At 32.8% G+C, this 23,906-nt stretch carries 16 protein-coding genes; 10 read left to right on the top strand and 6 right to left on the bottom strand.

The genetic code is table 11. The features are described 5' to 3' along the window. Positions 1–1,256: 1,256 nt before the first annotated feature. A complete protein-coding gene (locus tag Q4Q40_RS23375; protein ID WP_303304478.1) occupies positions 1,257–1,850 on the bottom strand; it encodes an outer membrane beta-barrel protein in 594 nt (197 codons plus the stop codon). A gap of 888 nt (positions 1,851–2,738) precedes the next feature. On the opposite strand from Q4Q40_RS23375, the gene tgt reads away from it, so the two are divergent. The 6 genes from tgt to Q4Q40_RS23345 all read left to right on the top strand — a co-directional run bounded on the left by tgt (position 2,739) and on the right by Q4Q40_RS23345 (position 10,089). After that, a complete protein-coding gene (tgt, locus tag Q4Q40_RS23370) occupies positions 2,739–3,869 on the top strand; it encodes a tRNA guanosine(34) transglycosylase Tgt (RefSeq protein WP_303304511.1) in 1,131 nt (376 codons plus the stop codon). 5 nt (positions 3,870–3,874) lie between these two features. Then, positions 3,875–4,951 carry an LptF/LptG family permease gene (locus Q4Q40_RS23365; RefSeq protein WP_303304477.1) on the top strand — a complete coding sequence of 359 codons (1,077 nt, stop codon included), beginning with the start codon at positions 3,875–3,877 and terminating at the stop codon, positions 4,949–4,951. Positions 4,952–5,054: 103 nt separating this feature from the next. Next, complete coding sequence (locus Q4Q40_RS23360) at positions 5,055–5,966, top strand: DMT family transporter (RefSeq protein WP_303304476.1); 912 nt, start codon at positions 5,055–5,057, stop codon at positions 5,964–5,966. A gap of 71 nt (positions 5,967–6,037) precedes the next feature. Further along, positions 6,038–6,991, top strand: a complete 954-nt coding sequence (locus Q4Q40_RS23355; protein WP_303304475.1) for an acetyl-CoA carboxylase carboxyltransferase subunit alpha — start codon at positions 6,038–6,040, stop codon at positions 6,989–6,991. Between the two features lie 168 nt (positions 6,992–7,159). Further along, positions 7,160–8,701, top strand: a complete 1,542-nt coding sequence (gene dnaB / locus Q4Q40_RS23350) for a replicative DNA helicase (protein WP_303304474.1) — start codon at positions 7,160–7,162, stop codon at positions 8,699–8,701. 203 nt (positions 8,702–8,904) lie between these two features. Further along, positions 8,905–10,089, top strand: a complete 1,185-nt coding sequence (locus Q4Q40_RS23345) for an asparagine synthetase B (protein WP_303304510.1) — start codon at positions 8,905–8,907, stop codon at positions 10,087–10,089. Between the two features lie 215 nt (positions 10,090–10,304). Here the strand turns inward: Q4Q40_RS23345 and Q4Q40_RS23340 are convergent, their stop codons facing one another. Then, on the bottom strand, positions 10,305–10,760 hold the full coding sequence (locus Q4Q40_RS23340) for a hypothetical protein (protein ID WP_303304473.1): 456 nt from the start codon (positions 10,758–10,760) through the stop codon (positions 10,305–10,307). A gap of 245 nt (positions 10,761–11,005) precedes the next feature. On the opposite strand from Q4Q40_RS23340, the gene Q4Q40_RS23335 reads away from it, so the two are divergent. From Q4Q40_RS23335 to Q4Q40_RS23320, 4 genes are all read left to right on the top strand, one after another. Next, positions 11,006–11,434: a secondary thiamine-phosphate synthase enzyme YjbQ gene (locus Q4Q40_RS23335; RefSeq protein ID WP_303304472.1), complete on the top strand. Its 429-nt coding sequence runs from the start codon at positions 11,006–11,008 to the stop codon at positions 11,432–11,434. 356 nt (positions 11,435–11,790) lie between these two features. Further along, positions 11,791–12,726: a helix-turn-helix domain-containing protein gene (locus Q4Q40_RS23330; protein ID WP_303304471.1), complete on the top strand. Its 936-nt coding sequence runs from the start codon at positions 11,791–11,793 to the stop codon at positions 12,724–12,726. A gap of 385 nt (positions 12,727–13,111) precedes the next feature. Then, the gene (locus tag Q4Q40_RS23325) at positions 13,112–15,346 is read left to right on the top strand and encodes a virginiamycin B lyase family protein (protein WP_303304470.1); all 2,235 of its coding nucleotides are present in this window, start codon (positions 13,112–13,114) and stop codon (positions 15,344–15,346) included. A 1,449-nt stretch (positions 15,347–16,795) separates the two neighbouring features. Beyond that, positions 16,796–19,030 (top strand): virginiamycin B lyase family protein, encoded by a 2,235-nt coding sequence (locus Q4Q40_RS23320; RefSeq protein WP_303304469.1) that lies wholly within the window; start codon positions 16,796–16,798, stop codon positions 19,028–19,030. 581 nt (positions 19,031–19,611) lie between these two features. On the opposite strand, the gene rplT is transcribed toward Q4Q40_RS23320, so the two are convergent. From rplT to thrS, 4 genes are all read right to left on the bottom strand, one after another. After that, positions 19,612–19,956 carry a 50S ribosomal protein L20 gene (gene rplT / locus Q4Q40_RS23315; protein ID WP_102754534.1) on the bottom strand — a complete coding sequence of 115 codons (345 nt, stop codon included), beginning with the start codon at positions 19,954–19,956 and terminating at the stop codon, positions 19,612–19,614. A 102-nt stretch (positions 19,957–20,058) separates the two neighbouring features. Then, on the bottom strand, positions 20,059–20,256 hold the full coding sequence (gene rpmI / locus Q4Q40_RS23310; RefSeq protein ID WP_040250651.1) for a 50S ribosomal protein L35: 198 nt from the start codon (positions 20,254–20,256) through the stop codon (positions 20,059–20,061). Between the two features lie 99 nt (positions 20,257–20,355). Next, a complete protein-coding gene (gene infC, locus Q4Q40_RS23305; RefSeq protein WP_303304509.1) occupies positions 20,356–20,865 on the bottom strand; it encodes a translation initiation factor IF-3 in 510 nt (169 codons plus the stop codon). Positions 20,866–20,933: 68 nt separating this feature from the next. After that, a complete protein-coding gene (gene thrS / locus Q4Q40_RS23300; protein ID WP_303304468.1) occupies positions 20,934–22,868 on the bottom strand; it encodes a threonine--tRNA ligase in 1,935 nt (644 codons plus the stop codon). Positions 22,869–23,906 lie beyond the last annotated feature (1,038 nt).

The raw sequence follows: 23,906 nt of genomic DNA, 5'->3' as shown, positions 1-23,906 counted from the left end.
AATAAAGATTCTTCGCTGTCCTATGAATGACAAACGATTATAAATTAAGTATTTATAAAAAACGTCAATGGTAACAAAGTGAAGAATCTCTAAAAAAATTAATCTAAAGAATTCCTCGACGCTCTGCGTCGGAGTTTCCGATGTCTCTCCAATGGAGAGGTCAGAACTGCCAAAAAAGGCAGTTCTGGGAGAGGTAAAATACAGAATTTTGGTTTTTGCCCTTTTTAGGTCAAAACTTTGTGGGCAACTTGATTGCGTATGAAACAAGCGAAATACCTCTATAGCTTTGCCTCCTTTAAAGGATAGTTGGTTTCAAGAAATTCTTTATTTTCAGAAATTCTTCATAACATTCAGAATAACACTTTTTATACAGCTTCTTTGTTTTTAATCTAAAAATTCTCAGACCCTTAAGTTGGGGCTGTCTGCCAGCCAATGGCATTAAGTTAAGGAATTTTATCCTATTTTGGGATCAAGTACAAAAGTTGTGTGTGTCTGTTTCAATATTAGATTAAAACTAAAATTTAAAACTGTACTCGAAAATATGAACCGAACTCGTTCCTCACTTTTTTCAAAAGGGAGGATAATTTCGATAAAATCGAAATTTAGGAGGGTTTCATCTAAAAAGCTTCTGTTTCCAAACATCATTGAATGAGTTAACCATCAGGTATTCAGTAAACTCGTTAGATACCTCTATTTGATGATTTACTTTTAGTTCACAAATCTTATTTGAATAAATAGGAGTTCATGAATCTTCGATTTCTTTGCCCGTCCAAAGAAAAGTAACAAAAGAAAAGACGCCCCTTCGATAGGAATTTCTTCTTTCGCTTTGCTTAAGAAGAACCAAGCCCAAAAATTTGCATCGCCCCACCGCTCTAACCAATGCAATGCTCCTGGTTTTCAAATTTTTGTACTCTATTCTTACGAAGGGTCTGGGCTTGCCCTGCAGTCTGTTCTTAACGATTGTTTTTGAGTATTTAACCTCATAAGCAACAAGTAAAAAAGTATGAAACATGTCGTATTTTTACTCTTTAAATCAAGTCTAAACACAACTTTTGAGCATGGTTCCTATTTTGTCACATTGAGCGCAGTCGAAATGCTTTTAAAAACTAAGGTTTATAAGGTCTTCGACTTTAGCTTGTCTTGAGTGTAGCCGAAAGGCTCAAGACTGACATTTTAGTCTTAACTTAATGACATTAGTCTGCCAGCAAAGGCAAGAATAGTCAGTTTCAAGAATTTTTTATTAATATTTTAAATACTTATAAAATAACAGACAAACTCAAAATTAATTGATTAGGTCTGGTATCAAGCCTACTAGTATCAACATTGTTATTATTTAAAAAGGAAGCTTCATTTTTACTAAAGCCTCTTTCATAGCGTACATCTACACCAATATTTTTAAAATTAACCCCAACACCAAAATTAAGCCCAACAGAAAAGTCGTTTTTTATATTATTAATAGAGATTCCGTCAAACTCAGAATCTAAAATATATTGAAGAGAAGGGCCTCCAAATACACTAATAGGACCAAATATTCTTGTACCAACCAATAAAGGCGCATCAAGCTTTTGCATTTTAAAGCTATCGTCGGTATAATCACTTTTAGTAGCAGTATAAACTAACTCAGGTTTAAAATAAAGTCTGCTGTTTCCAATTTTACCAAATAAGCCAATATGATATCCAACATTTCTATCAGGATTATCAGCATTCGTACTAACCGATTCAAAATAATCACCATTTGAATTGTAATTTAATCCTGCTTTAACTCCCATACCAGTAACCATTTCGCCTTGAGCCGTTGTTACAGATGGAATAATTAAAACAATAGCTAAAATAAAAAATAGATTTTTCATAATATTCATTTTAAGATTTGATTCATATTATCAAAAACGCTGCAAAAAGCATATTATTTTATTAGTGAAACTCAATTTTGAAAAGTCTACCAGACACATTTACTGGCAGCTACAATGTACCCACAAATATTAACACATAGATCTGCTTAAAAAATAATACAATATAAAAGGTAGACATTAATTTACCTACCAACTGGCAGCTTACAAACCAGTATAAGTATTATGACAGACCGAAAATCAGATTCGTGTTAATGTTAAACATAAAGATCACAACTACATTAAGATTCTATTCGTGTAAATTCATGTCTTAAATTATCGTTTTGATGCATAAGGCTTAGTTTGCAGTCGTAGTTTATATAAATTAAATTTTTGTAAGAAAAATAATTCAAAAAAATATAAAAACACCGTAGCTTTACCATTAAGCAGGCTAATCCTGTTTTTTAGAAGGATCCATGATTAAGACCTCGACTCTTGGGGCAATTCCTATTTTGGGTTCAGGACCGCCCTGAGCCTTAATAACTAAATTTAACTATTATTAAATATAGATATATCTATAAGTAAACTTATAAATGCTTTAGTTAAAAATTATAAATAGAGAAGCCTCTCTATGTTATAAAATAACTTCTTAACTTATTAGTCTACGCAATTAAGAAACGAATTGCACAAACCTACACGAATAGAGCTCTTGTACTTGAGGATTTCTGTACGCTATACAAACACGAATCAGACGGCAGGCAAACCCCGATTTTTAGTGGAGGCCTAGAATTAATACCTCGATCCTTGAGGGCGATTCCTAATAAATAGAAGAAAGAGAACCTACATTAATTTGATAAAACCAATTTAAAATTAAAAAAATATGTAGGTTTGCCAACTTATAATGTTGTAGAGATGAAATTCGAATTAAAAGCAAAAGATACCCAAAGCAAAGCAAGAGCAGGTAAGATAACTACCGATCATGGTATTATAGAAACGCCCATTTTTATGCCAGTAGGAACAGTTGCAACTGTAAAAGGGGTACACCAGCGAGAGTTAAAAGAAGCCATAAATCCCGACATTATTTTAGGTAATACATACCATTTGTATTTACGCCCTCAAACCAATATTATAGAAAAAGCAGGCGGACTTCATAAATTTATGAATTGGGATAGAAATCTCTTAACAGATTCTGGTGGTTATCAAGTATATTCCTTATCGGCAAATAGAAAAATAAAAGAAGAAGGCGTAAAATTTAAATCCCATATAGATGGGAGCTACCATACTTTTACGCCCGAGAATGTTATGGAGATCCAGAGAAGCATCGGAGCCGATATTATTATGGCTTTTGACGAATGTACGCCATACCCATGCGACTATAACTATGCAAAACGATCCATGCACATGACGCACCGCTGGTTAGACAGATGCATAAGTCATTTAGAAAAAACACCTTTAAAATACGATTATAACCAAGCATTCTTTCCTATAGTACAAGGAAGTACATATAAAGATTTGCGTAAACAATCGGCAGAATATATAGCAAACTCTGGAGCCGTAGGTAATGCCATTGGTGGCTTGTCGGTTGGCGAACCAGCAGAAGAAATGTATGCCATGACCGATGTGGTTTGTTCTATTTTACCAGAAGATAAACCACGTTATTTAATGGGAGTAGGCACACCAATCAATATTTTAGAGAATATTGCGTTAGGAGTAGATATGTTTGATTGCGTTATGCCAACACGAAATGCTAGAAACGGGATGTTGTTTACAGCCCATGGCAGTATCAATATTAAAAACTTAAAATGGGCAGACGATTTCTCGCCTGTAGACGAGATGGGAATTACATTTGTAGATACCGAATATAGTAAAGCCTATTTAAGACATTTATTTACAGTTAACGAATTGTTAGGCAAGCAAATAGCAACCATACACAATTTAGGGTTCTATTTATGGTTGGTTCGAGAAGCAAGAAAACATATATTAGCAGGAGATTTTAAAACATGGAAAGATAAAATGGTAAAACAAATGGATAATCGTTTATAATATTTATGAAAATTCTTGATTGGTACATATTAAAACGCTATTTATTTACATTTTTAATGATGCTGCTGCTGTTTATCCCCATTGGAATAACAGTACACCTTGCAGAAAAGATTGGTAAAATATTAGAAAACGAAGTTCCCTTTGGAGAAGTCATGATTTATTTTTTAGACTTTACAATCTATTTTGCTCACTTACTTTTTCCATTATTTTTATTCCTCTCAGTTATTTGGTTTACATCTAAACTTGCAAATAATACAGAAGTTATCGCTTTTCTAAGTTCGGGAGTTTCATTTACACGTTTTTTACGACCTTATATGATTGGAGCCTTTGTAGTTGCTATGCTATCAATAGTATTAGGCTTGTTTTTAGCCCCTAAAGCAAGTAAAGGTTTTAACGACTTTAGCTATAAATATTTAAAAAGGGGGAGGAGCGCTGTAAAAAATACGAATGTGTATAGGCAAGTAAATAATAACGATATTATTTACGTGAGTAGTTTTGATGTGAAAAATAAAGAAGGTAGAAATTTCACTTTAGAGCACTTTGAAGGAAACAAGCTTATTACTAAAATAACAGCCAGTAAAATAAAGTATATAGAAGAAGATACCATATATCAATTAACAAATTATATTAAGCGGGATATTGGAGAAAATAATGATCAAATAGAGAAAACCACAAAAAAAGACACGCTTTTTTCGTTTCATGTTGATGATCTTATTCCAGAAATATATGCGGCCGAAACTAAAATGTATGGCGATTTAAAACGTTTTATAGCAGAAGAAGAAGCCAAAGGCTCGTCTAATGTAGGTCGTTTTCAATTGGTTTTATATAGAAAATGGAGCCTGCCAGTTTCAGTATTTATCTTAACAATTATAGCCGTAGCAGTGTCGTCAATAAAAAGACGAGGAGGTATGGGAGTTAATTTAGCAGTAGGTATTTGTATCGCTATGATCTTTGTGTTTTTCGATAAGATTTTTGGTGTTATGGCAGAACAATCTGATTTTCCTCCATTGATTGCAGTATGGTTTCCTAACATCATTTTTGGTATTTTAGCAGCTTACCTTTTGTACAAAGCAAAACGCTAAGTTTAAGAGGCGTTTTGTGCAGTAACGAAGCAAAAAATGCAGATATAGCCTATGCTAAACCGAAGCTTTTTAACAAAGCTAGTGCGTGAAAGAGCGAGTAAAAATGGATAGATTATTTCATAATAAACCCAAGTTTAAAAATCATTTACACCTTCATTTTTTAGTTTTTATAGCTGGATTTACTGCCATTCTAGGAGAGTTAATTACAATAAAAGCGATTCCCTTAGTTTGGTATAGAATGGTAATAGCTTCTATTTTAATGTTTATTTACATTAAAGTAGCCAAAGTTAGATTAAAAATAACCTTAAAATCCCTTCTTAGACTTTCAATAGCAGGCATTATAATAGCCTTACATTGGATTACTTTTTTTGGTGCTATAGATGCATCAAATATATCTATAACATTAGCAATGTTTTCAACAGGTGCCTTTTTTGCTTCTTTTATAGAACCTATAATTTACAAGCGAACCATCATTTGGTACGAAATTCTTTTTGGAATTATAGTCATAATAGGTGTTTTTGTAATTACACAAAGTGAAATAAAATACCTCACAGGTATCCTGCTAGGAATTTCTGCCGCATTTTTTTCTTCATTATTCGCAGTATTAAACGGAAGTTTTTTAAAACAACATACAGCAACAGTTATTTCATTTTACGAGTTTTTAAGTGGCGTGTTATTTATTTCTATTTATATCTTGTTTTTTGGAGATGGATTTTCTTCAGATTTTTTTAAATTAAGTATCCCAGATTTTGGATATCTTTTCATATTAGCATCCATTTGTACAGCTTATGCTTTTATTGCATCTGTTTATGTTATGAAACTAATTAGCCCTTATACAGTTGTATTAACTTATAATTTAGAACCTATTTATGGTATTATTATGGCTATTATATTATTTCCAGAAAAAGAACAAATGAGCACAACATTCTATTACGGTGCTACCGCAATTATAGCCACGATATTTTTAAATGCTATTATAAAAAACTCAAGAAAATTAAAAAGAAAGCATACTTAACAGTTTAAGAAAATTAAAGTTTTTATATTTGTACATTAACCCAAAAATTAAAAGGTCTAAACAAAATTCTTATGGAATACTTAGAATTTGAACTCCCAATAAAAGAGCTAGAAGATCAACTACAAAAATGTAGAGTGATTGGAGAAGAAAGTGAAGTAGATGTTACTGAAACATGTTCTCAAATTGAAAAAAAACTAAAAGAAGCCCAAAAAGATATTTATAAAAACCTATCGCCCTGGCAACGTGTACAATTGTCTCGTCATCCAAACAGACCCTATACGTTAGATCATATAAAAGCTATTTGTGGCGATTCGTTTTTAGAATTACATGGAGACCGTAATATAAAAGATGATAAAGCCATGATTGGAGGCCTAGGAAAGATAGGTGATCAAACTTTTATGTTTATAGGGCAGCAAAAAGGCTATAACACTAAAACCAGGCAATATAGAAATTTCGGAATGGCAAATCCCGAAGGCTATCGTAAAGCATTACGTTTAATGAAGTCTGCCGAAAAATTTGGAATCCCAGTTGTTACTTTAATAGATACTCCAGGTGCTTATCCTGGATTAGAAGCAGAAGAACGCGGACAAGGAGAAGCCATAGCTAGAAACATTCTAGAAATGACCCGTTTAAAAGTGCCTATTATAACTATAGTTATTGGTGAAGGAGCATCAGGTGGTGCTTTAGGTATTGGCGTTGGAGATAAAGTGTTGATGTTAGAAAACTCTTGGTATTCTGTAATATCACCAGAAAACTGCTCTTCAATTCTATGGCGTAGTTGGGAATATAAAGAACAAGCAGCAGAAGCTTTAAAATTAACAGCTACAGATGCTATGAAGATAAAAGTAGTAGATGGCGTTATTAAAGAACCGCTTGGTGGTGCACATAGAGATCGTGAAAAAACATTTTTAGCAGTAAGCGATGCGATAGTAAAATATTACGATGAGTTAAAAAACTTATCACCAACAGATTTGATATCTCAACGCATGGAAAAATATACAAATATGGGAGTATTTAAGGGCTAGCCCTTATAAAACCATAACATAAAAAAATCTAAAACCTATCGTTTTGGATTTTTTTATGCTTGTTAACAATATTTTTGAGTTATTAACAGTTAAAGTGTTAATGATCAGTTAACAACACTAATTCAATTTTTATTTTAAAAACCTTTCTTTTTAATTACTTTCGTAAGTATGAAACAACCTAACCAAGTTCAAGGATATAAAGTTGACAAAAGCACTATCATTAATCTAGAGAAAGGGAAAATACCACCCCAAGCACTTGATTTAGAGGAAGTTGTGTTAGGGGCGATGATGATTGATAAAAAAGGCGTAGATGAAGTCATTGATATTTTAAGCCCAGATGCATTTTATAAAGAAGCCCACCAGCATATTTTTGAAGCTATATTTCAGTTATTTGAAAACAGCGAACCTGTTGACTTATTAACCGTTTCAACACAATTAAAGAAGGTTTCAAAGTTAGAACTGGCAGGTGGCGATTTTTACCTTATTTCTTTAACGCAAAAAGTATCTTCTTCAGCTCATATAGAGTTTCATGCCCGTATTATACTACAAAAATTTATTCAACGTAGTTTAATTAAAATCTCTAGTGAAATTATTGAAGATTCTTATGATGAGACCAAAGATGTTTTCGATTTACTAGATAAGGCAGAATCAAAATTATACGAAGTTACCCAAGGAAATATTAAAAAATCGAGTGAAACAGCTCAAGATTTAGTAATTCAAGCCAAAAAGAAAATTGAAGAAATTTCAAATCAAGAAGGGCTTAGTGGTATTCCAACAGGTTTTAATAAATTAGATAAACTAACCTCAGGATGGCAACCATCCGATTTAATTATTGTAGCGGCTCGTCCTGGTATGGGTAAAACCGCTTTAACACTTTCGATGGCAAGAAATATTGCCGTAGACCAAAATATACCTGTGGCATTCTTTTCTTTAGAGATGGCATCTGTACAATTAATTACCCGTTTAATTTCTAGTGAAACAGGTTTGTCTTCAGAAAAATTACGTACAGGTAAATTAGAAAAACACGAGTGGGAGCAACTTAACGTAAAAGTAAAAGGATTAGAAAAAGCGCCTCTTTTTATTGATGACACACCATCACTTTCAATTTTTGATTTAAGAGCAAAAGCAAGACGTTTGTCATCACAACACGGTATTAAACTAATCATGATTGATTACTTGCAGTTAATGACGGGAGGTCCTAATCATGGAGGTAACCGTGAACAAGAAATCTCTATGATTTCTAGAAACCTTAAAGCATTAGCAAAAGAATTGATGGTTCCAGTAATAGCCTTATCGCAATTATCGCGTGCAGTAGAAACACGTGGAGGAAGCAAACGACCATTATTATCAGATTTACGTGAATCTGGAGCAATTGAGCAAGATGCCGATATTGTATCTTTTATTTACAGACCAGAATATTATAAAATTGATGAATGGGATGATGATGAGCGCTCTCCAACAGAGGGACAAGCAGAATTTATAATAGCAAAACATAGAAATGGTGGTCTGGAAAATATACGTTTAAAATTTATTGGTAACCTAGGTAAGTTTGATAACTTAGATGATTTTGATTCCCCTTTTGAGTTTCATTCTAAAATGAATGCAGCTGCTAACGATGATACTTTTAAAGCAGACGATTTTAAAGCAAGCCCAGATCAGGCTTTCGGAAGTTCATTTAATGAAGACGATGACAATGATGTGCCATTTTAAAAATTAATCTTCTGTTAAATAGATTCAAAAAGAAGAAAAATTAAGTACCTTTCAAATTAAATAATAAGAGTTTTAGTCATTTCGAAGCAGGAATATGACTGAGAAACCTCATAAATTTTTACTTCACATTGAAAAAGACATTATTTACATTATTATTTATACTAATAGGATTTCAAACTTATGCTTCCTACATCCTTATACCTATGGATTCAGAAAGCCAAAAGAATCACCTAAAAGCATATGGTATTACTTATTGGACACTCAATAAAGAATTAAAAGTAAAATGGCTTTTAAATTATAGAGGTGGCTCTTTTTTATTGCCAGACACAGAGGCTATACAACGAGAATGCCAAATACGGGGGATATCTTTCGAAGTACTTTCTAATTCTAAAGCAGAAAGTATTTTAGAAGAAATAAGCAGCCCCAGTAAGAATATGGAAGCCGTAATTTTAGAAAAAGCACCTAAAATTGCTGTATATACACCAAAAGGAAAATTACCTTGGGATGATGCCGTAACCATGGTATTAAAATATGCAGAAATTCCTTATGAAACAGTTTATGATGAAGAAGTGTTAAATGACGGTTTGTTGTTGTTTGATTGGCTACACTTACACCATGAAGACTTTACTGGACAGTATGGTAAATTTTATGGTGCCTACAGGGCAGCCTCTTGGTACATTCAGGAAAAAAAAGATGCAGAAGCATTGGCAGCAAAATTAGGATATAGCAAAGTATCTCAAGAAAAATCTGATGTTGCTTTAAAAATTAGAGATTATGTTATAGGAGGTGGGTTTATGTTTGCTATGTGTAGTGCTACCGATAGTTTTGATATTGCTTTATCTGCAGAAGGAGTTGATATTTGCGAACCTATGTTTGATGGTGATGGTAGCGATCCTGCCTACCAAAATAGAATTGATTACAATAAAACATTTGCGTTTTCTAATTTCACGTTAGAGCGAAGCCCGATTGTTTATGAGTTTTCTTCAATAGACATGACGCGTAAACGTAGAGTAGCAAAAACAATTGATTATTTTTCTTTAATGGAGTTTTCTGCAAAATGGGATCCCATTCCTACGATGTTGTGTCAAAATCATACCGCTTTGGTGAAAGGGTTTATGGGACAAACAACGTCTTTTACAAGAGATGAAATAAAATCGAATGTGTTGGTGTTGGGGGAGACGAAATTAAATGGAGAAGCTAAATACATTCACGGTATAAAAGGAAAAGGTTTCTTTACATTTTATGGCGGACATGATCCTGAAGATTATCAACATAGAGTGGGGGATGCTAAAACAGAATTAGATTTGCATCCAACATCTCCAGGGTATAGACTTATTTTAAATAATGTATTGTTTCCAGCAGCTAGAAAAAAGAAACAAAAAACTTAAAATATTTTTAGTCCATAACTTATAGCGTGGCAGGAAAACTCAATTTTGAGAAGTCTCTAAGACGCATTCAAAATTGTAAGTTAAGCTGGTCTATGTTGGGCTGAAAATCAGGCTAATCTTATTTCCTGTACTGAATTTGATTGGGTATGAAACCTGCGAAATACCTCTATAGCTCTGCGAAGATAGTTGGTTTCAAGAAATTCTTTATTACCTATTCATTCTTCTTCTTCTTGAGCCACTAAAACTCTTTCAAATGTATATATAAAACCATCTGCACCATCACCTTCAGATGTGAAATTTTCATCAATTTCCAGAAATTTTTGAGATTGAGATAGAGTAAGAACCCCCATTTCGTCTTCTTCTACAAAAAGAAAGTCATCTTCATCTTCTTCAAGAATGGAGTAATTATACGTGCCAGAATCCAGACCATCTTCTTTAGTGTCATCTGTATTATTGTTAACTACAGTCATAACTTGATCTGTTATATTAAATGTCCATATAATGGTTCTTAAATCAAAAGAATCATCAATGCCAGCCAAGCCACCAGTAACATTTATTAAATGCCAGGTGGGAAATACAACGGTATCATCTATATTATTATTGTCATCATTAAGAGAGCAATTCGTTAGAACAAAAAAACAAGATAATACAATTAGTAAATTAAGTTTCATGGTTTTAAATTTAGGTTTATTAATAATAGATGAAAAATAGTTGAAAAGGTTGCGTGAGATATGAGATAAATAAAATATTTTTTAACCTTAAATACAGTTAAAAGGATGTATTTTAGTGTATGTGTCGTTTATAGCTTCTAAAAGTTTTTGACACAAATTTAGTTTTATCACGATTATTATTTTACATTTTTTAAGTCTGTCAAAAACAGTTTAATTATTAGAAAAGTTAACCCATAAATTAGATTATGAATTTTTTTCAAAAAGAAATAAACTTACAACCTTATACAAGAGGATTTCATTTAATTACGGATGTAATTTTAAATGAAATTCCAGGTATAAAACAAATTAATGTAGGGCAATTACAAGTGTTTATTAAGCATACATCGGCAAGTTTAACCATTAATGAAAATGCAGATCATACCGTAAGAACAGATTTTGAAAGTCATTTTAATGTTATGGTTCCAGAAAATACTTCATATTATAAACATACCTACGAAGGTTCAGATGATATGCCAGCGCATATAAAAGCATCATTACTTGGTACTTCGGTGCAGATTCCAATAACTAATGGTAAATTAAATTTAGGTATTTGGCAAGGTATTTATCTTTGTGAGCATAGAAATAGTGGCGGGATAAGGACTATTATTGTTACAGCTTTTGGTGAACTCATTTAGACTTTTTCAATTTGCTAAAAAATGGCTGTTTTCAACTCTATTTTTGTCTTTTTTCCTTCCGTAACTCTGCTATGCAACTCAAAAAAGCCTTCAACAGAGCTAAAAACTTCTAATTTTCGCTTAAATCCAAAAAGTCTAAAGGAGTTCGGTGTTTAAAATAATAACTATGTAAGGCTATAATAAAAGTATTATTTTTTTATTTTTAACCAATCCCAAAATCATGAAACGTGGTATTAGAAAGAATCAACAATTGGTTTAACCTATCAAAGCAATATTTTTTCACATATAAAGACGGGTTTTTTAACCTGTCTTTTTTATCAAACTCACCAGATCTAATAGTTAAGAGCTGCACAAAAATGCCTTTTATAAAACATAACCAAGAAAGGCAAATGCTTTTTACAAATACACCATTTTTGAAAGGAGAATTTAATTATGTGGAATTGGAAAAAGGGTTATGGGTAATGAATTCTTTGATGATTTACAAGAACAATGTATCGTACAAACCAGTTTACGATAAATTGCTGGAATCAAATTATTATTGCATGAGCCTTAACATAGTTGAAAATAAGTTCGACTCTAATTTCTTTGAATTAGATCATTATAAAGTTGAAAGTCATTCTATAACGTTTATTAAACCTGCTGCAGATTTTTTGTATTGCCATTTTAAAGGCTCGGTAGAAAAAATGTTTGCAGTATATTTTAGTGAAGAATGGGCTAAAAAGAATATTGTGGAGTCATCTGGGATATCTACAAGTGTTAAAAATGTACTACTCTTCAGTGAAAATACTGAATTTTTAAATTATGAATTCGATAAGATAGATTTTGAAGACTTAATAGGCAATATTTCAAAATATTCAAATAGTTCAGCTAAACCCAACCTTATTGAACTAAAGAAAATTACTTACCATTTTTTCGATTTATTTTTTAGCTTAATAGATAAAAAAGACACGTTAAAATCTTTTAAACTTAATTTAAAGGAGCGAGCAAAAATCGAAAAAATCGAACATTATTTAAAAGGTAATTTGTACAATAAGTTTCCTGGAATTGAAAAGATATCGGATAAATTTAATATACCAAATTCAACCCTTAAGAGAAACTTTAAATTGGTTTACGAAACATCCATTTTTAAATATTTTCAAACCAAGCAAATGGATCTGGCTTTCAACTATTTTAAAGACCATGATGTCATGGTAAAGGATGTTTCACAAAAATTCGGATATGAAAATGTAAGTAAGTTTTCCACAGCGTTTCAAAAAAGGCATAATATACTGCCATCAGAAATTAAACGATAAATCTCCTACTTCTCTAAAGGGCTTTCTTAGCTTATTGGGCTATTCTGAGCTTTTTGGAGTGTTTGTTTAGTATATACTTAAATAGCTTTGCTTCATAATTTTAAACCAAATCTTATTTATGAAACAGAAACTTTACTTTTTATTACCAGTTTTACTTTGCTGGTTTATGTGTTTTGGACAAACTTAAGAAAGACTATGTATCATGTGCATGGAAGCATAACTTCCAATTCAACATTACAGACAAATTTAATCAATTTTTCAACATGCTAGTCTTCTGTGTTAGCAACAGGAATATAAACATTTTTGATTAAACACAACTTTTGTTCTTGGCCCTCAAAAACTACAATTTTATTAGCTACAACCTTAAAAACAAACCTATTTTATTATGAAAAAAAAATTACTCTTATTAATTATGCTAATTTTTAGTGTAATTTCCTTAAAAGCTCAGGTACCACCAGCACCAACCAGCACTTGGACATCACAAATTTACACAGGCGATGATAAAACCCTAGCAGATTTACAACTCACAGGAACATCCATAACATGGTACGATGCAGCTACAGCTGGAAATATATTACCAACAACAACCGCATTAACAGACGACGCCACGTATTACGCATCACAAACAGTAAGTAGTATAGAAAGTATAAATCGTTTGGCGATAACCGTAAATCGTATTTCAGATAGCGCCCAAAGTTTAGCTTCGGCTAGTACTGTTTCCAATTTAGTTTCTACACCAAGTACAGGAGCTACAGTACAATGGTTTAGTACAGTAACAGGAGGTACCGCATTGGCAAGTACAGATGTTTTAAGTACTAACATATATTATGTAGAGCAGTTTACTACGGCTAGTACATTAGCATTAGATAGTGGATTTTCCAATCCTGCTGGAGTCGCTATTCAAACAGATGGGAAAATAGTAGTTGCAGATACTTATAATCATGCTATAAAACGCATGGATGCAGATGGCAGCAATATAGAAACATTAGGTAGTGGATTTTCTTATCCTCGTGGAGTCGCTATTCAAACAGATGGCAAAATAGTAGTTGCAGATAGTGGTAATCATGCTATAAAACGCATGGATGCAGATGGCAGCAATATAGAAACATTAGGTAGTGGATTTTCTTATCCTAGTGGAGTCGCTATTCAAACAGATGGCAAAATAGTATTTGCAGATAGTGGTAATGGAGCTATAAAACGCATGGATGCAGATGGCAGCAATATAGAAACATTAGAGAGTGGATTTTCTAATCCTGCTGGAGTCGCTATTCAAACAGATGGGAAAATAGTAGTTGCAGATAGTGGTAATGGAGCTATAAAACGCATGGATGCAGATGGCAGCAATATAGAAACATTAGGTAGTGGGTTTTCTTATCCTCATGGAGTCGTTATTCAAACAGATGGGAAAATAGTAGTTGCAGATACTGTTAATCATGCTATAAAACGCATGGATGCAGATGGCAGCAATATAGAAACATTAAGGAGTGGATTTTCTTATCCTAGTGGAGTCGCTATTCAAACAGATGGGAAAATAGTAGTTGCAGATAGTAATAATCATGCTATAAAACGCATGGATGCAGATGGCAGCAATATAGAAACATTAGGGAGTGGTTTTTCTTATCCTTATGGAGTCGCTATTCAAACAGATGGGAAAATAGTAGTTGCAGATAGTAATGGAGCTATAAACCGCATGGATGCAGATGGCACCAATATAGAAACATTAGGGAGTGGATTTGCTGAACCTACTGGAGTCGCTATTCAAACAGATGGCAAAATAGTAGTTGCAGATTATGGTAATCATACTATAAAACGTATGGATGCAGATGGCAGCAATATAGAAACATTAGGGAGTGGATTTTCTTATCCTTATGGAGTCGCTATTCAAACAGATGGCAAAATAGTAGTTACAGATTATGGTAATGATGCTATAAAACGTATGGATGCAGATGGCAGCAATATAGAAACATTAGGTAGTGGATTTTCTAATCCTGCTGAAGTCGCTATTCAAACAGATGGCAAAATAGTAGTTGCAGATTATGGTAATGATGCTATAAAACGTATGGATGCAGATGGCAGCAATATAGAAACATTAGGGAGTGGATTTTCTAATCCTGCTGGAGTCGCTATTCAAACAGATGGCAAAATAGTAGTTGTAGATTATGGTAATCATACTATAAAACGCATGGATGCAGATGGCAGCAATATAGAAACATTAGGGAGTGGGTTTTCTTATCCTCATGGAGTCGTTATCCAAACAGATGGCAAAATAGTAGTTGCAGACTATGGTAATAATGCTATAAAACGTATTACCGAGGCTAGTGTGTCTAACCGTGTGCCTGTAAATGTTGGTGTAAATACATTGGCTATAAGTGCGTTTGATTTTGAAAATAACATATCATTATATCCAAACCCTGTTATAAATAATTTAACAATAAAAGTTAATACATTAACAAATGTGACTATTAAACTTTTTGATTTAAATGGAAGGCAGCTAATTACAAATAAAAAGTTAGAAAGTAAAACTAACACTATAGATATATCTGATTTTCAATCGGGCATTTACATATTAAAGATAAAATCTAAAGAAGGAGAAACCACACGAAAAGTGATTAAAAAATAATAGATTTATTATTAATTTGAGTCATCTTAAAAGATTGACAGTTATTAAATAACGTGAATTTTTTTAAGAATTCAAGCTGTCACTTCGAGTGTCCCGAATTTGCTTCGGGATGTATCGAGAAGTTTTTTTTGTACAAAATTTATTTGTCAGCTTGTCGGCAGACAGGTTTTCGATACGATTTTTTGCAAAAATCACTCAAACTGACATAAATTTTCTTAAACAAGATTCTCGTTAAATAATTATTGAATGTCTGTAATCAATCATAAAGTCCACTGTTAACCTGAACTTGTTTCAGGTTCTCATCATAAATCATCAATATTTATAGCTGTTATGGGATGCTGAAACGAGTTCAGCATGACGCCAAAAAACATTGTTATGACACAAAACGGATAATCAGTAAATAATTTAAATCAAACCTTTGAAATTAATTTCAAAGGTTTTTTTGTTGTGTAAAAAGTTAAATTGTTTTAGTGAGTTGTTGTTTAGAACAAAACAAGTTAAACAAAAAAATCCGATTCAATTAAGAATCGGATTTTTTATTAAGCGAATAATATGTTTTACAATAGGCGAAAACGCCTTATTTTACTTTCTCTATAACAGTTTTTATAAACGATAAATTTCCTACTTCTACCATTGACGATTTTTATAAGTGATTAATTTTAAATCGTTTGTCATCAGAGCATTCCAACAATTGTCGGAGTCGAAGAATCTTTATCATTAATCTTTAAAGATTCTTCAGTCGTAAGCTTCGCTTATATCTTCAAACAAAATATATTTTGTTTTCGATAGCCTAGCATTGACGTGTTTTATAAATAGCTAACTATCAATCGATTGTCATTCAGAGCGCAGCGAAGAATCTTTATTATTAATCTCTAAAGATTCTTCAGTCGTACCTCCTTCTGAATGACACTCCTATTACGTCATTATATCCGCTTGATAATTTTTTTTATCTCAATTCTCTGAATGACACTCCTATTACGTCATTATATCCGCTTGATAATTTTTTTTATCTCAATCCTCTGAATGACACCCCAATTACGTCATTTCATCCGCTAGTTAAAATTTTTAACACAGATCTCTGGAGGACTTTCTTAGCTTATTGGGCTATTCTGAGCCTTTTGGAGTGTTTGTTTAGTATATACTTAAATAGCTTTGCTTCATAATTTTAAACCAAATCTTATTTATGAAACAGAAACTTTACTTTTTATAACCAGTTTTACTTTGCTGGTTTATGTGTTTTGGATAAACTTAAGAAAGACTATGCATCATGTGCATGGAAGCATAACTTCCAATTCAACATTACAGACAAATTTAATCAATTTTTCAACATGCTAGTCTTCTGTGTTAGCAACAGGAATATAAACATTTTTGATTAAACACAACTTTTGTTCTTGGCACTCAAAAACTACAATTTTATTAGCTACAACCTCAAAATAAACCTATTTTATTATGAAAAAAAAATTACTCTTATTAATTATGCTAATTTTTAGTGTAATTTCCTTAAAAGCTCAGGTACCACCAGCACCAACCAGCACTTGGACGTCACAAATTTACACAGGCGATAATAAAACCCTAGCAGATTTACAGCTCACAGGAATATCCATAACATGGTACGATGCTGCTACAGCAGGAAATGTATTACCAACAACAACCGCATTAACAGACGGCGCCACGTATTACGCATCACAAACAGTAAGTAGTATAGAAAGTACAGCGCGTTTGGCTATAACAGTAAATCGTATTTCAGATAGTGCCCAAAGTTTAGCTTCGGCTAGTACTGTTTCCAATTTAGTTTCTACACCAAGTACAGGAGCTACAGTACAATGGTTTAGTACAGTAACAGGAGGTACCACATTGGCAGGTACAGATGTTTTAAGTACTAACATATATTATGTAGAGCAGTTTACTACGGCTAGTACATTAGCATTAGATAGCGGATTTTCTTATCCTACTGGAGTCGCTATTCAAACAGATGGGAAAATAGTAGTTACAGATACTTATAATAATGCTATAAAACGTATGGATGCAGATGGCAGCAATATAGAAACATTAGGTAGTGGATTTTCTGATCCTACTGGAGTCGCTATTCAAACAGATGGTAAAATAGTAGTTGCAGATAGTGGTAATGGAGCTATAAAACGCATGGATGCAGATGGCAGCAATATAGAAACATTAGGTAGTGGATTTTCTTATCCTTATGGATTCGCTATTCAAACAGATGGCAAAATAGTAGTTGCAGATAGTGGTAATGGAGCTATAAAACGCATGGATGCAGATGGCAGCAATATAGAAACATTAGAGAGTGGATTTTCTTATCCTAGTGGAGTCGTTATTCAAACAGATGGGAAAATAGTAGTTGCAGATACTGATAATCATGCTATAAAACGCATGGATGCAGATGGCAGCAATATAGAAACATTAGGTAGTGGGTTTGCTTATCCTTATGGATTCGTTATTCAAACAGATGGGAAAATAGTAGTTGCAGATACTGGTAATCATGCTATAAAACGAATGGATGCAGATGGCAGCAATATAGAAACATTAGGTAGTGGATTTTCTTATCCTTATGGAGTCGCTATTCAAACAGATGGTAAAATAGTAGTTGCAGATAATCATCATCATGCTATAAAACGTATGGATGCAGATGGCAGCAATATAGAAACATTAGGGAGTGGTTTTTATAGTCCTCGTGGAGTCGCTATTCAAACAGATGGTAAAATAGTAGTTGCAGATAGTAATGGAGCTATAAACCGCATGGATGCAGATGGCAGCAATATAGAAACATTAGGGAGTGGATTTTCTATACCTACTGGAGTCGCTATTCAAACAGATGGGAAAATAGTAGTTGCAGATTATGGTAATAGTACTATAAAACGCATGGATGCAGATGGCAGCAATATAGAAACATTAGGGAGTGGATTTTCTTATCCTCGTGGAGTCGCTATTCAAACAGATGGCAAAATAGTAGTTGCAGATACTTATAATGATGCTATAAAACGTATGGATGCAGATGGCAGCAATATAGAAACATTAGATAATGGATTTTCTTATCCTCGTGGAGTCGCTATTCAAACAGATGGTAAAATAGTAGTTGCAGATACTGGTAATGGAGCTATAAAACGTATGGATGCAGATGGCAGCAATATAGAAACATTAGGGAGTGGATTTTCTAGCCCTTATGGAGTCGCTATTCAAACAGATGGCAAAATAGTAGTTGCAGATCAGGGTAATGATGCTATAAAACGCATGGATGCAGATGGCAGCAATATAGAAACATTAGGGAGTGGATTTTCTAACCCTATTAGAGTCGCTATTCAAACTGATGGTAAAATAGTAGTTGCAGATTATGGTAATAATGCTATAAAACGTATTACCGAGGCTAGTGTGTCTAACCGTGTGCCTGTAAATGTTGGTGTAAATACATTGGCTATAAGTGCGTTTGATTTTGAAAATAACATATCATTATATCCAAACCCTGTTATAAATAATTTAACAATAAAAGTTAACACATTAACAAATGTGACTATTAAACTTTTTGATTTAAATGGAAGGCAGCTAATTACAAGTAAAAAGTTAGCAAGTAAAACTAACACTATAGATATATCTGATTTTCAATCGGGCATTTACATATTAAAGATAAAATCTAAAGAAGGAGAAACCACACGAAAAGTGATTAAAAAATAATAGATTTACTATTAATTTGAGCCATCTTAAAAGATTGACAGTTATTAAATAACGTGAATTTTTTTTAAGAATTCAAGCTGTCACTTCGAGTGTCCCGAATTTGCTTCGGGATGTATCGAGAAGCTTTTTTTGTACAAAATTTATTTGTCAGCTTGTCGGCAGACAGGTTTTCGATACGATTTTTTGCAAAAATCACTCAAACTGACATAAATTTTCTTAAACAAGATTCTCGTTAAATAATTATTGAATGTCTGTAATCAATCATAAAGTCCACTGTTAACCTGAACTTGTTTCAGGTTCTCATCATAAATCATCAATATTTATAGCTGTTATGGGATGCTGAAACGAGTTCAGCATGACGCCAAAAAACATTGTTATGACACAAAACGGATAATCAGTAAATAATTTAAATCAAACCTTTGAAATTAATTTCAAAGTTTTTTTTGTTGTGTAAAAAGTTAAATTGTTTTAGTGAGTTGTTGTTTAGAACAAAACAAGTTAAACAAAAAAATCCGATTCAATTAAGAATCGGATTTTTTATTATTAAGCGAATAATATGTTTTACAATAGGCGAAAACGCCTTATTTTACTTTCTCTATAACAGCTTTAAAAGCCTCAGGGTTATTCATAGCTAAATCTGCTAAAACCTTACGGTTTAATTCAATATCATTAGCTTTTAATTTCCCCATAAATTGAGAATAAGATAATCCATGTTCTCTGGCTCCAGCGTTAATACGCGTAATCCATAAAGCACGGAATGTTCTCTTTTTGTTTCTACGGTCTCTGTACGAGTATTGCATCGCTTTATCAACCGCATTTTTAGCTACTGTCCAAACGTTTTTACGTCTTCCAAAGTAACCTTTTGCTTGTTTTATTACCTTTTTTCTTCTAGCTCTTTTTGCTACAGAATTTACTGATCTTGGCATAATTTTAATTGTTTTTTGTAGTAGGCGATCGATATATCGATACTTTTTAAATAAGCCTAACTCCAGGGTTTATAATTTATTTAATAACCGATTAAAATAATATTACTTTAAACGTAACATTGTTTTAATGTTGTTCTCATCTGCCTTATGTACTAAAGTATCATGAGTCAGAGCAAGTTTACGCTTTTTAGACTTCTTTGTTAAGATGTGACTTTTAAAAGCGTGCTTTCTTTTAATCTTTCCAGTACCCGTCAACTTAAAACGTTTTTTGGCACTAGATTTTGTTTTCATTTTAGGCATTTTCTTTTCCTAGTTTTTAATTATTTCGCTTAATTGCTTTAGTGCTGAATTTACTTCAACATCTTATCTTTATAATATATAACCAAATATATAGTCTTGTTATTTTTTAGGAGCAATAAACATAGTCATACGTTTACCCTCTAAACGAGGCATTTGCTCTACCTTACCAAGCTCTTCTAAATCTTGTGCTAAACGCAGTAATAGAATCTGACCTTGTTCTTTAAAAATGATGGATCGTCCTTTAAAAAACACAAAAGCTTTAAGCTTAGCGCCTTCTTTTAAGAACTTCTCAGCATGTTTCTTCTTAAATTCATAATCATGATCATCTGTTTGAGGACCAAAACGAATTTCTTTTATAGTAACCTTAGTCGCTTTAGATTTTAAAGCTTTATCACGTTTCTTTTGCTCATAAAGAAACTTTTTATAATCCATAACCTTACAAACAGGAGGGTCGGCATTGGGCGAAATCTCTACGAGATCGAATCCTTGCTCATCGGCTATTTTTAAAGCATCTCTAGTAGAGTAAACACCAATTTCAACGTTGTCTCCAACAAGACGTACGTTGGGTGCTGTAATCTTAGAGTTTATTTTATGTTTATCCTCTTGTATAACCCTTCTATTGGGTTGATTTCTTCTTCGAATTGCTATGGCGTTATCTTTTTAAATTAAACTTTATTTTAGAACGATTTTAACGTTTTACTTATTTCTTCTTTTATAATCTCAGAAAATTTTTCAATAGAAATCATTCCTAAATCTTCACCACCATGCTTACGCACAGTTATTTTGTTTTCTTTCTCTTCCTGCTCACCAATAATGATCATGAACGGGTGTTTTTGCATTTCGGCTTCCCGAATTTTCTTCCCGATCGTCTCATTTCTATGATCTACAAGGGCGCGAATTTCGTCATTTTCTAGCGAATTTAAAACTTTTTCAGAGTATTTTTCGTATTTCTCACTAATTGATAATATTATTGCCTGTGTTGGCATTAACCAAAGCGGGAAATTACCAGCTGTATGTTCTAACAAAATAGCAATGAATCGTTCCATACTTCCAAAAGGCGCACGGTGTATCATTATGGGCCTGTGTAGCTCATTATCACTACCTTTATAGGTGAGTTCGAAACGTTCTGGTAAATTATAATCTACTTGAATTGTTCCAAGCTGCCAGCGTCTGCCTAAGGCATCCTTTACCATAAAATCTAACTTAGGACCATAAAATGCAGCTTCACCAGTTTCAATAACAAAATCTAACCCTTTATCTGTTGCCGCATTAATAATTGCTTGTTCTGCTTTTTCCCAATTTGCAACATCACCTATATATTTGTCTGGATTTTCAGGATCCCTTACAGAAACTTGAGCAGTAAAATTTTCGAAGCCTAAAGAACCAAATACATAAAGAACCAAATCTATAACGTCTTTAAATTCTTTATCTAATTGATCTGGTGTACAGAATAAATGCGCATCATCTTGCGTAAAACCTCTTACTCTTGTTAAACCATGCAATTCCCCACTTTGCTCATATCTATATACAGTACCAAATTCGGCATAACGTTTTGGTAAATCTTTATAACTCCATTGCGCACTATTATATATTTCACAGTGGTGTGGACAGTTCATTGGTTTTAACAAAAACTCTTCATCTTCTTTAGGGGTATGTATTGGCTGAAAACTATCCTCACCATATTTTGCATAATGACCAGAAGTAACATATAATTCTTTCTGTCCAATATGTGGTGTAATAACCATTTCGTAACCAGCTTTCTTTTGGGCAACTTTTAAAAAGTTTTCTAACCGCTCACGTAAAGCAGCGCCTTTAGGTAACCATAAAGGTAATCCCTGACCAACTTTTTTCGAGAATGTAAATAACTCTAATTCCTTCCCTAATTTTCTGTGGTCTCGTTTTTTAGCTTCTTCTAATAATTCTAAATATGCTGTAAGCTCTTTTTGTTTTGGAAACGACACGCCATAAACACGTGTTAATTGAGGATTCTTTTCATTACCTCTCCAATAAGCGCCCGCAACCGATAAAATTTTTACAGCCTTAATAATACCCGTATTAGGAATATGACCGCCACGACATAAATCTGTAAAAGTAGAATGATCACAAAAAGTGATTGTGCCATCTTCTAGGTTTTCTATCAGCTCAGTTTTAAATTCATTATCACTATATAAAGATAAAGCCTCAGCTTTTGTGGCAGAACGTATTTTAAACTCATGTTTTCCACGAGCAATCTCTAACATTTTAGTTTCAATGGCTTTAAAATCTTTTTCAGAAACAGTATGCGTACCAAAATCTACATCATAATAAAATCCATTTTCGATCGCAGGACCAATAGTAAGTTTTGCACCAGAATATAACTCCTCGATAGCCTGTGCCAGAACATGCGCAGAAGAATGCCAAAAAGCAGTTTTACCCTCATCATTATTCCAAGTATATAAAACTAAAGAACCATCGGTGGTTAAAGGAGTAACCGTTTCAACAGTTGTACCATTAAAACTTGCTGAAATTACATTTCTAGCAAATCCTTCACTAATGCTTTTAGCAACATCCATAGGTGTAGCGTTTTTTTCAAACTGCTTTACACTTCCATCGGGTAATGTTATATCTATCATAAAATATTTAAAATCTAAATGCAAAGATAATAGTATAAACAAACCCACACAATATATATATGTCTATAATTTTATATGTGATTAATTTTTGGTGTTTCTCCGTTTATGGACTAGTTAGGCTGCGTGCATATATAGCAATCGAAAGCTCTTCCTATGCCGAAGTTTTTTTCGTGTCCTTCGTTTAAAAAAGCAGGATCAAATAATATTTATAAAGAATAGTAAGTGTTAGGGGAGGGGTAAAAAGAAAACCGATTAAAAATGTTTAAGTCGAGTTTATTCTAAGAATAAAGCTTTATTAGATTTAGTAACTGGTCATTTTTCAAAGTTTAAAATCCTATAAAAACGAGCTTGTATAAAAACCTTGAAAGCTGACGAAAAAAAGTAGCTATAATAATAAGGAGAAAGGATAAAAAAGGAATATAAGAGTATAATGAGATTATTAACAATAATTATAGTATAAAAACCTGATTGTAACTCACTGTATTTCAGGGTGTAAAAAAGTATCTAAAAATAAGATTAAAAAAGCTTAGGTTATCAGGAAATGGAGGGTATCTTTGCAGCCGCTTAGCGCTTAAGATTTGTAAGAATCGAGTAAAGAGCGAGGTTCATAAAAAGCTTCGAAAAATAAATAAAAAAAAGTTTAAAAAAAGCTTTTGAGAATTAAAAAAGGTTGTATGTTTGCAGCCGCTAAAAACGGCAGAGATGCTAAAAGCGAAGTTCATAAAAATAATGGTTTTTATATCGAGAAAAAAAGGTTAAAATTTTTTTCAAAAAAGATTTAAAAAGCATTGTAGGAATGAAAAAAGGGTTTTATATTTGCACCCGCTAAACGAGGAGACGCGTTTAGATAAGATAAAAAAAAGTTCATAAACATATTGAATTGACAGCGTAAGAATGCTACTGGAAACGGTAGAATTTAAACAAAGAGAATAAACCATTTTGAGTACTAGAAATTCCAATTAGTTGTTAACTGGATCTTTTATAAGATCTATAAAAATTAACGATGAAGAGTTTGATCCTGGCTCAGGATGAACGCTA

The organism is Flavivirga jejuensis, assembly GCF_030540765.1.
GTDB lineage: Bacteria > Bacteroidota > Bacteroidia > Flavobacteriales > Flavobacteriaceae > Flavivirga > Flavivirga jejuensis.
The sequence above is the reverse complement of the archived record's forward strand: the minus strand, read 5'-3'. Positions and strand labels throughout refer to the sequence as shown.

Excerpts from the sequence above, each read along its gene's own strand:
- Q4Q40_RS23365 (WP_303304477.1), top strand. The coding sequence starts at position 3,875 with ATGAAAATTCTTGATTGGTACATATTAAAACGCTATTTATTTACATTT.
- thrS (WP_303304468.1), bottom strand. The coding sequence starts at position 22,868 with ATGATAGATATAACATTACCCGATGGAAGTGTAAAGCAGTTTGAAAAA.
- Q4Q40_RS23335 (WP_303304472.1), top strand. The coding sequence starts at position 11,006 with ATGAATTTTTTTCAAAAAGAAATAAACTTACAACCTTATACAAGAGGA.
- rpmI (WP_040250651.1), bottom strand. The coding sequence starts at position 20,256 with ATGCCTAAAATGAAAACAAAATCTAGTGCCAAAAAACGTTTTAAGTTG.
- Q4Q40_RS23325 (WP_303304470.1), top strand. The coding sequence starts at position 13,112 with ATGAAAAAAAAATTACTCTTATTAATTATGCTAATTTTTAGTGTAATT.
- rplT (WP_102754534.1), bottom strand. The coding sequence starts at position 19,956 with ATGCCAAGATCAGTAAATTCTGTAGCAAAAAGAGCTAGAAGAAAAAAG.
- Q4Q40_RS23360 (WP_303304476.1), top strand. The coding sequence starts at position 5,055 with ATGGATAGATTATTTCATAATAAACCCAAGTTTAAAAATCATTTACAC.
- Q4Q40_RS23375 (WP_303304478.1), bottom strand. The coding sequence starts at position 1,850 with ATGAAAAATCTATTTTTTATTTTAGCTATTGTTTTAATTATTCCATCT.
- Q4Q40_RS23340 (WP_303304473.1), bottom strand. The coding sequence starts at position 10,760 with ATGAAACTTAATTTACTAATTGTATTATCTTGTTTTTTTGTTCTAACG.
- dnaB (WP_303304474.1), top strand. The coding sequence starts at position 7,160 with ATGAAACAACCTAACCAAGTTCAAGGATATAAAGTTGACAAAAGCACT.
- tgt (WP_303304511.1), top strand. The coding sequence starts at position 2,739 with ATGAAATTCGAATTAAAAGCAAAAGATACCCAAAGCAAAGCAAGAGCA.
- Q4Q40_RS23330 (WP_303304471.1), top strand. The coding sequence starts at position 11,791 with ATGCCTTTTATAAAACATAACCAAGAAAGGCAAATGCTTTTTACAAAT.
- Q4Q40_RS23345 (WP_303304510.1), top strand. The coding sequence starts at position 8,905 with ATGGATTCAGAAAGCCAAAAGAATCACCTAAAAGCATATGGTATTACT.
- Q4Q40_RS23320 (WP_303304469.1), top strand. The coding sequence starts at position 16,796 with ATGAAAAAAAAATTACTCTTATTAATTATGCTAATTTTTAGTGTAATT.
- Q4Q40_RS23355 (WP_303304475.1), top strand. The coding sequence starts at position 6,038 with ATGGAATACTTAGAATTTGAACTCCCAATAAAAGAGCTAGAAGATCAA.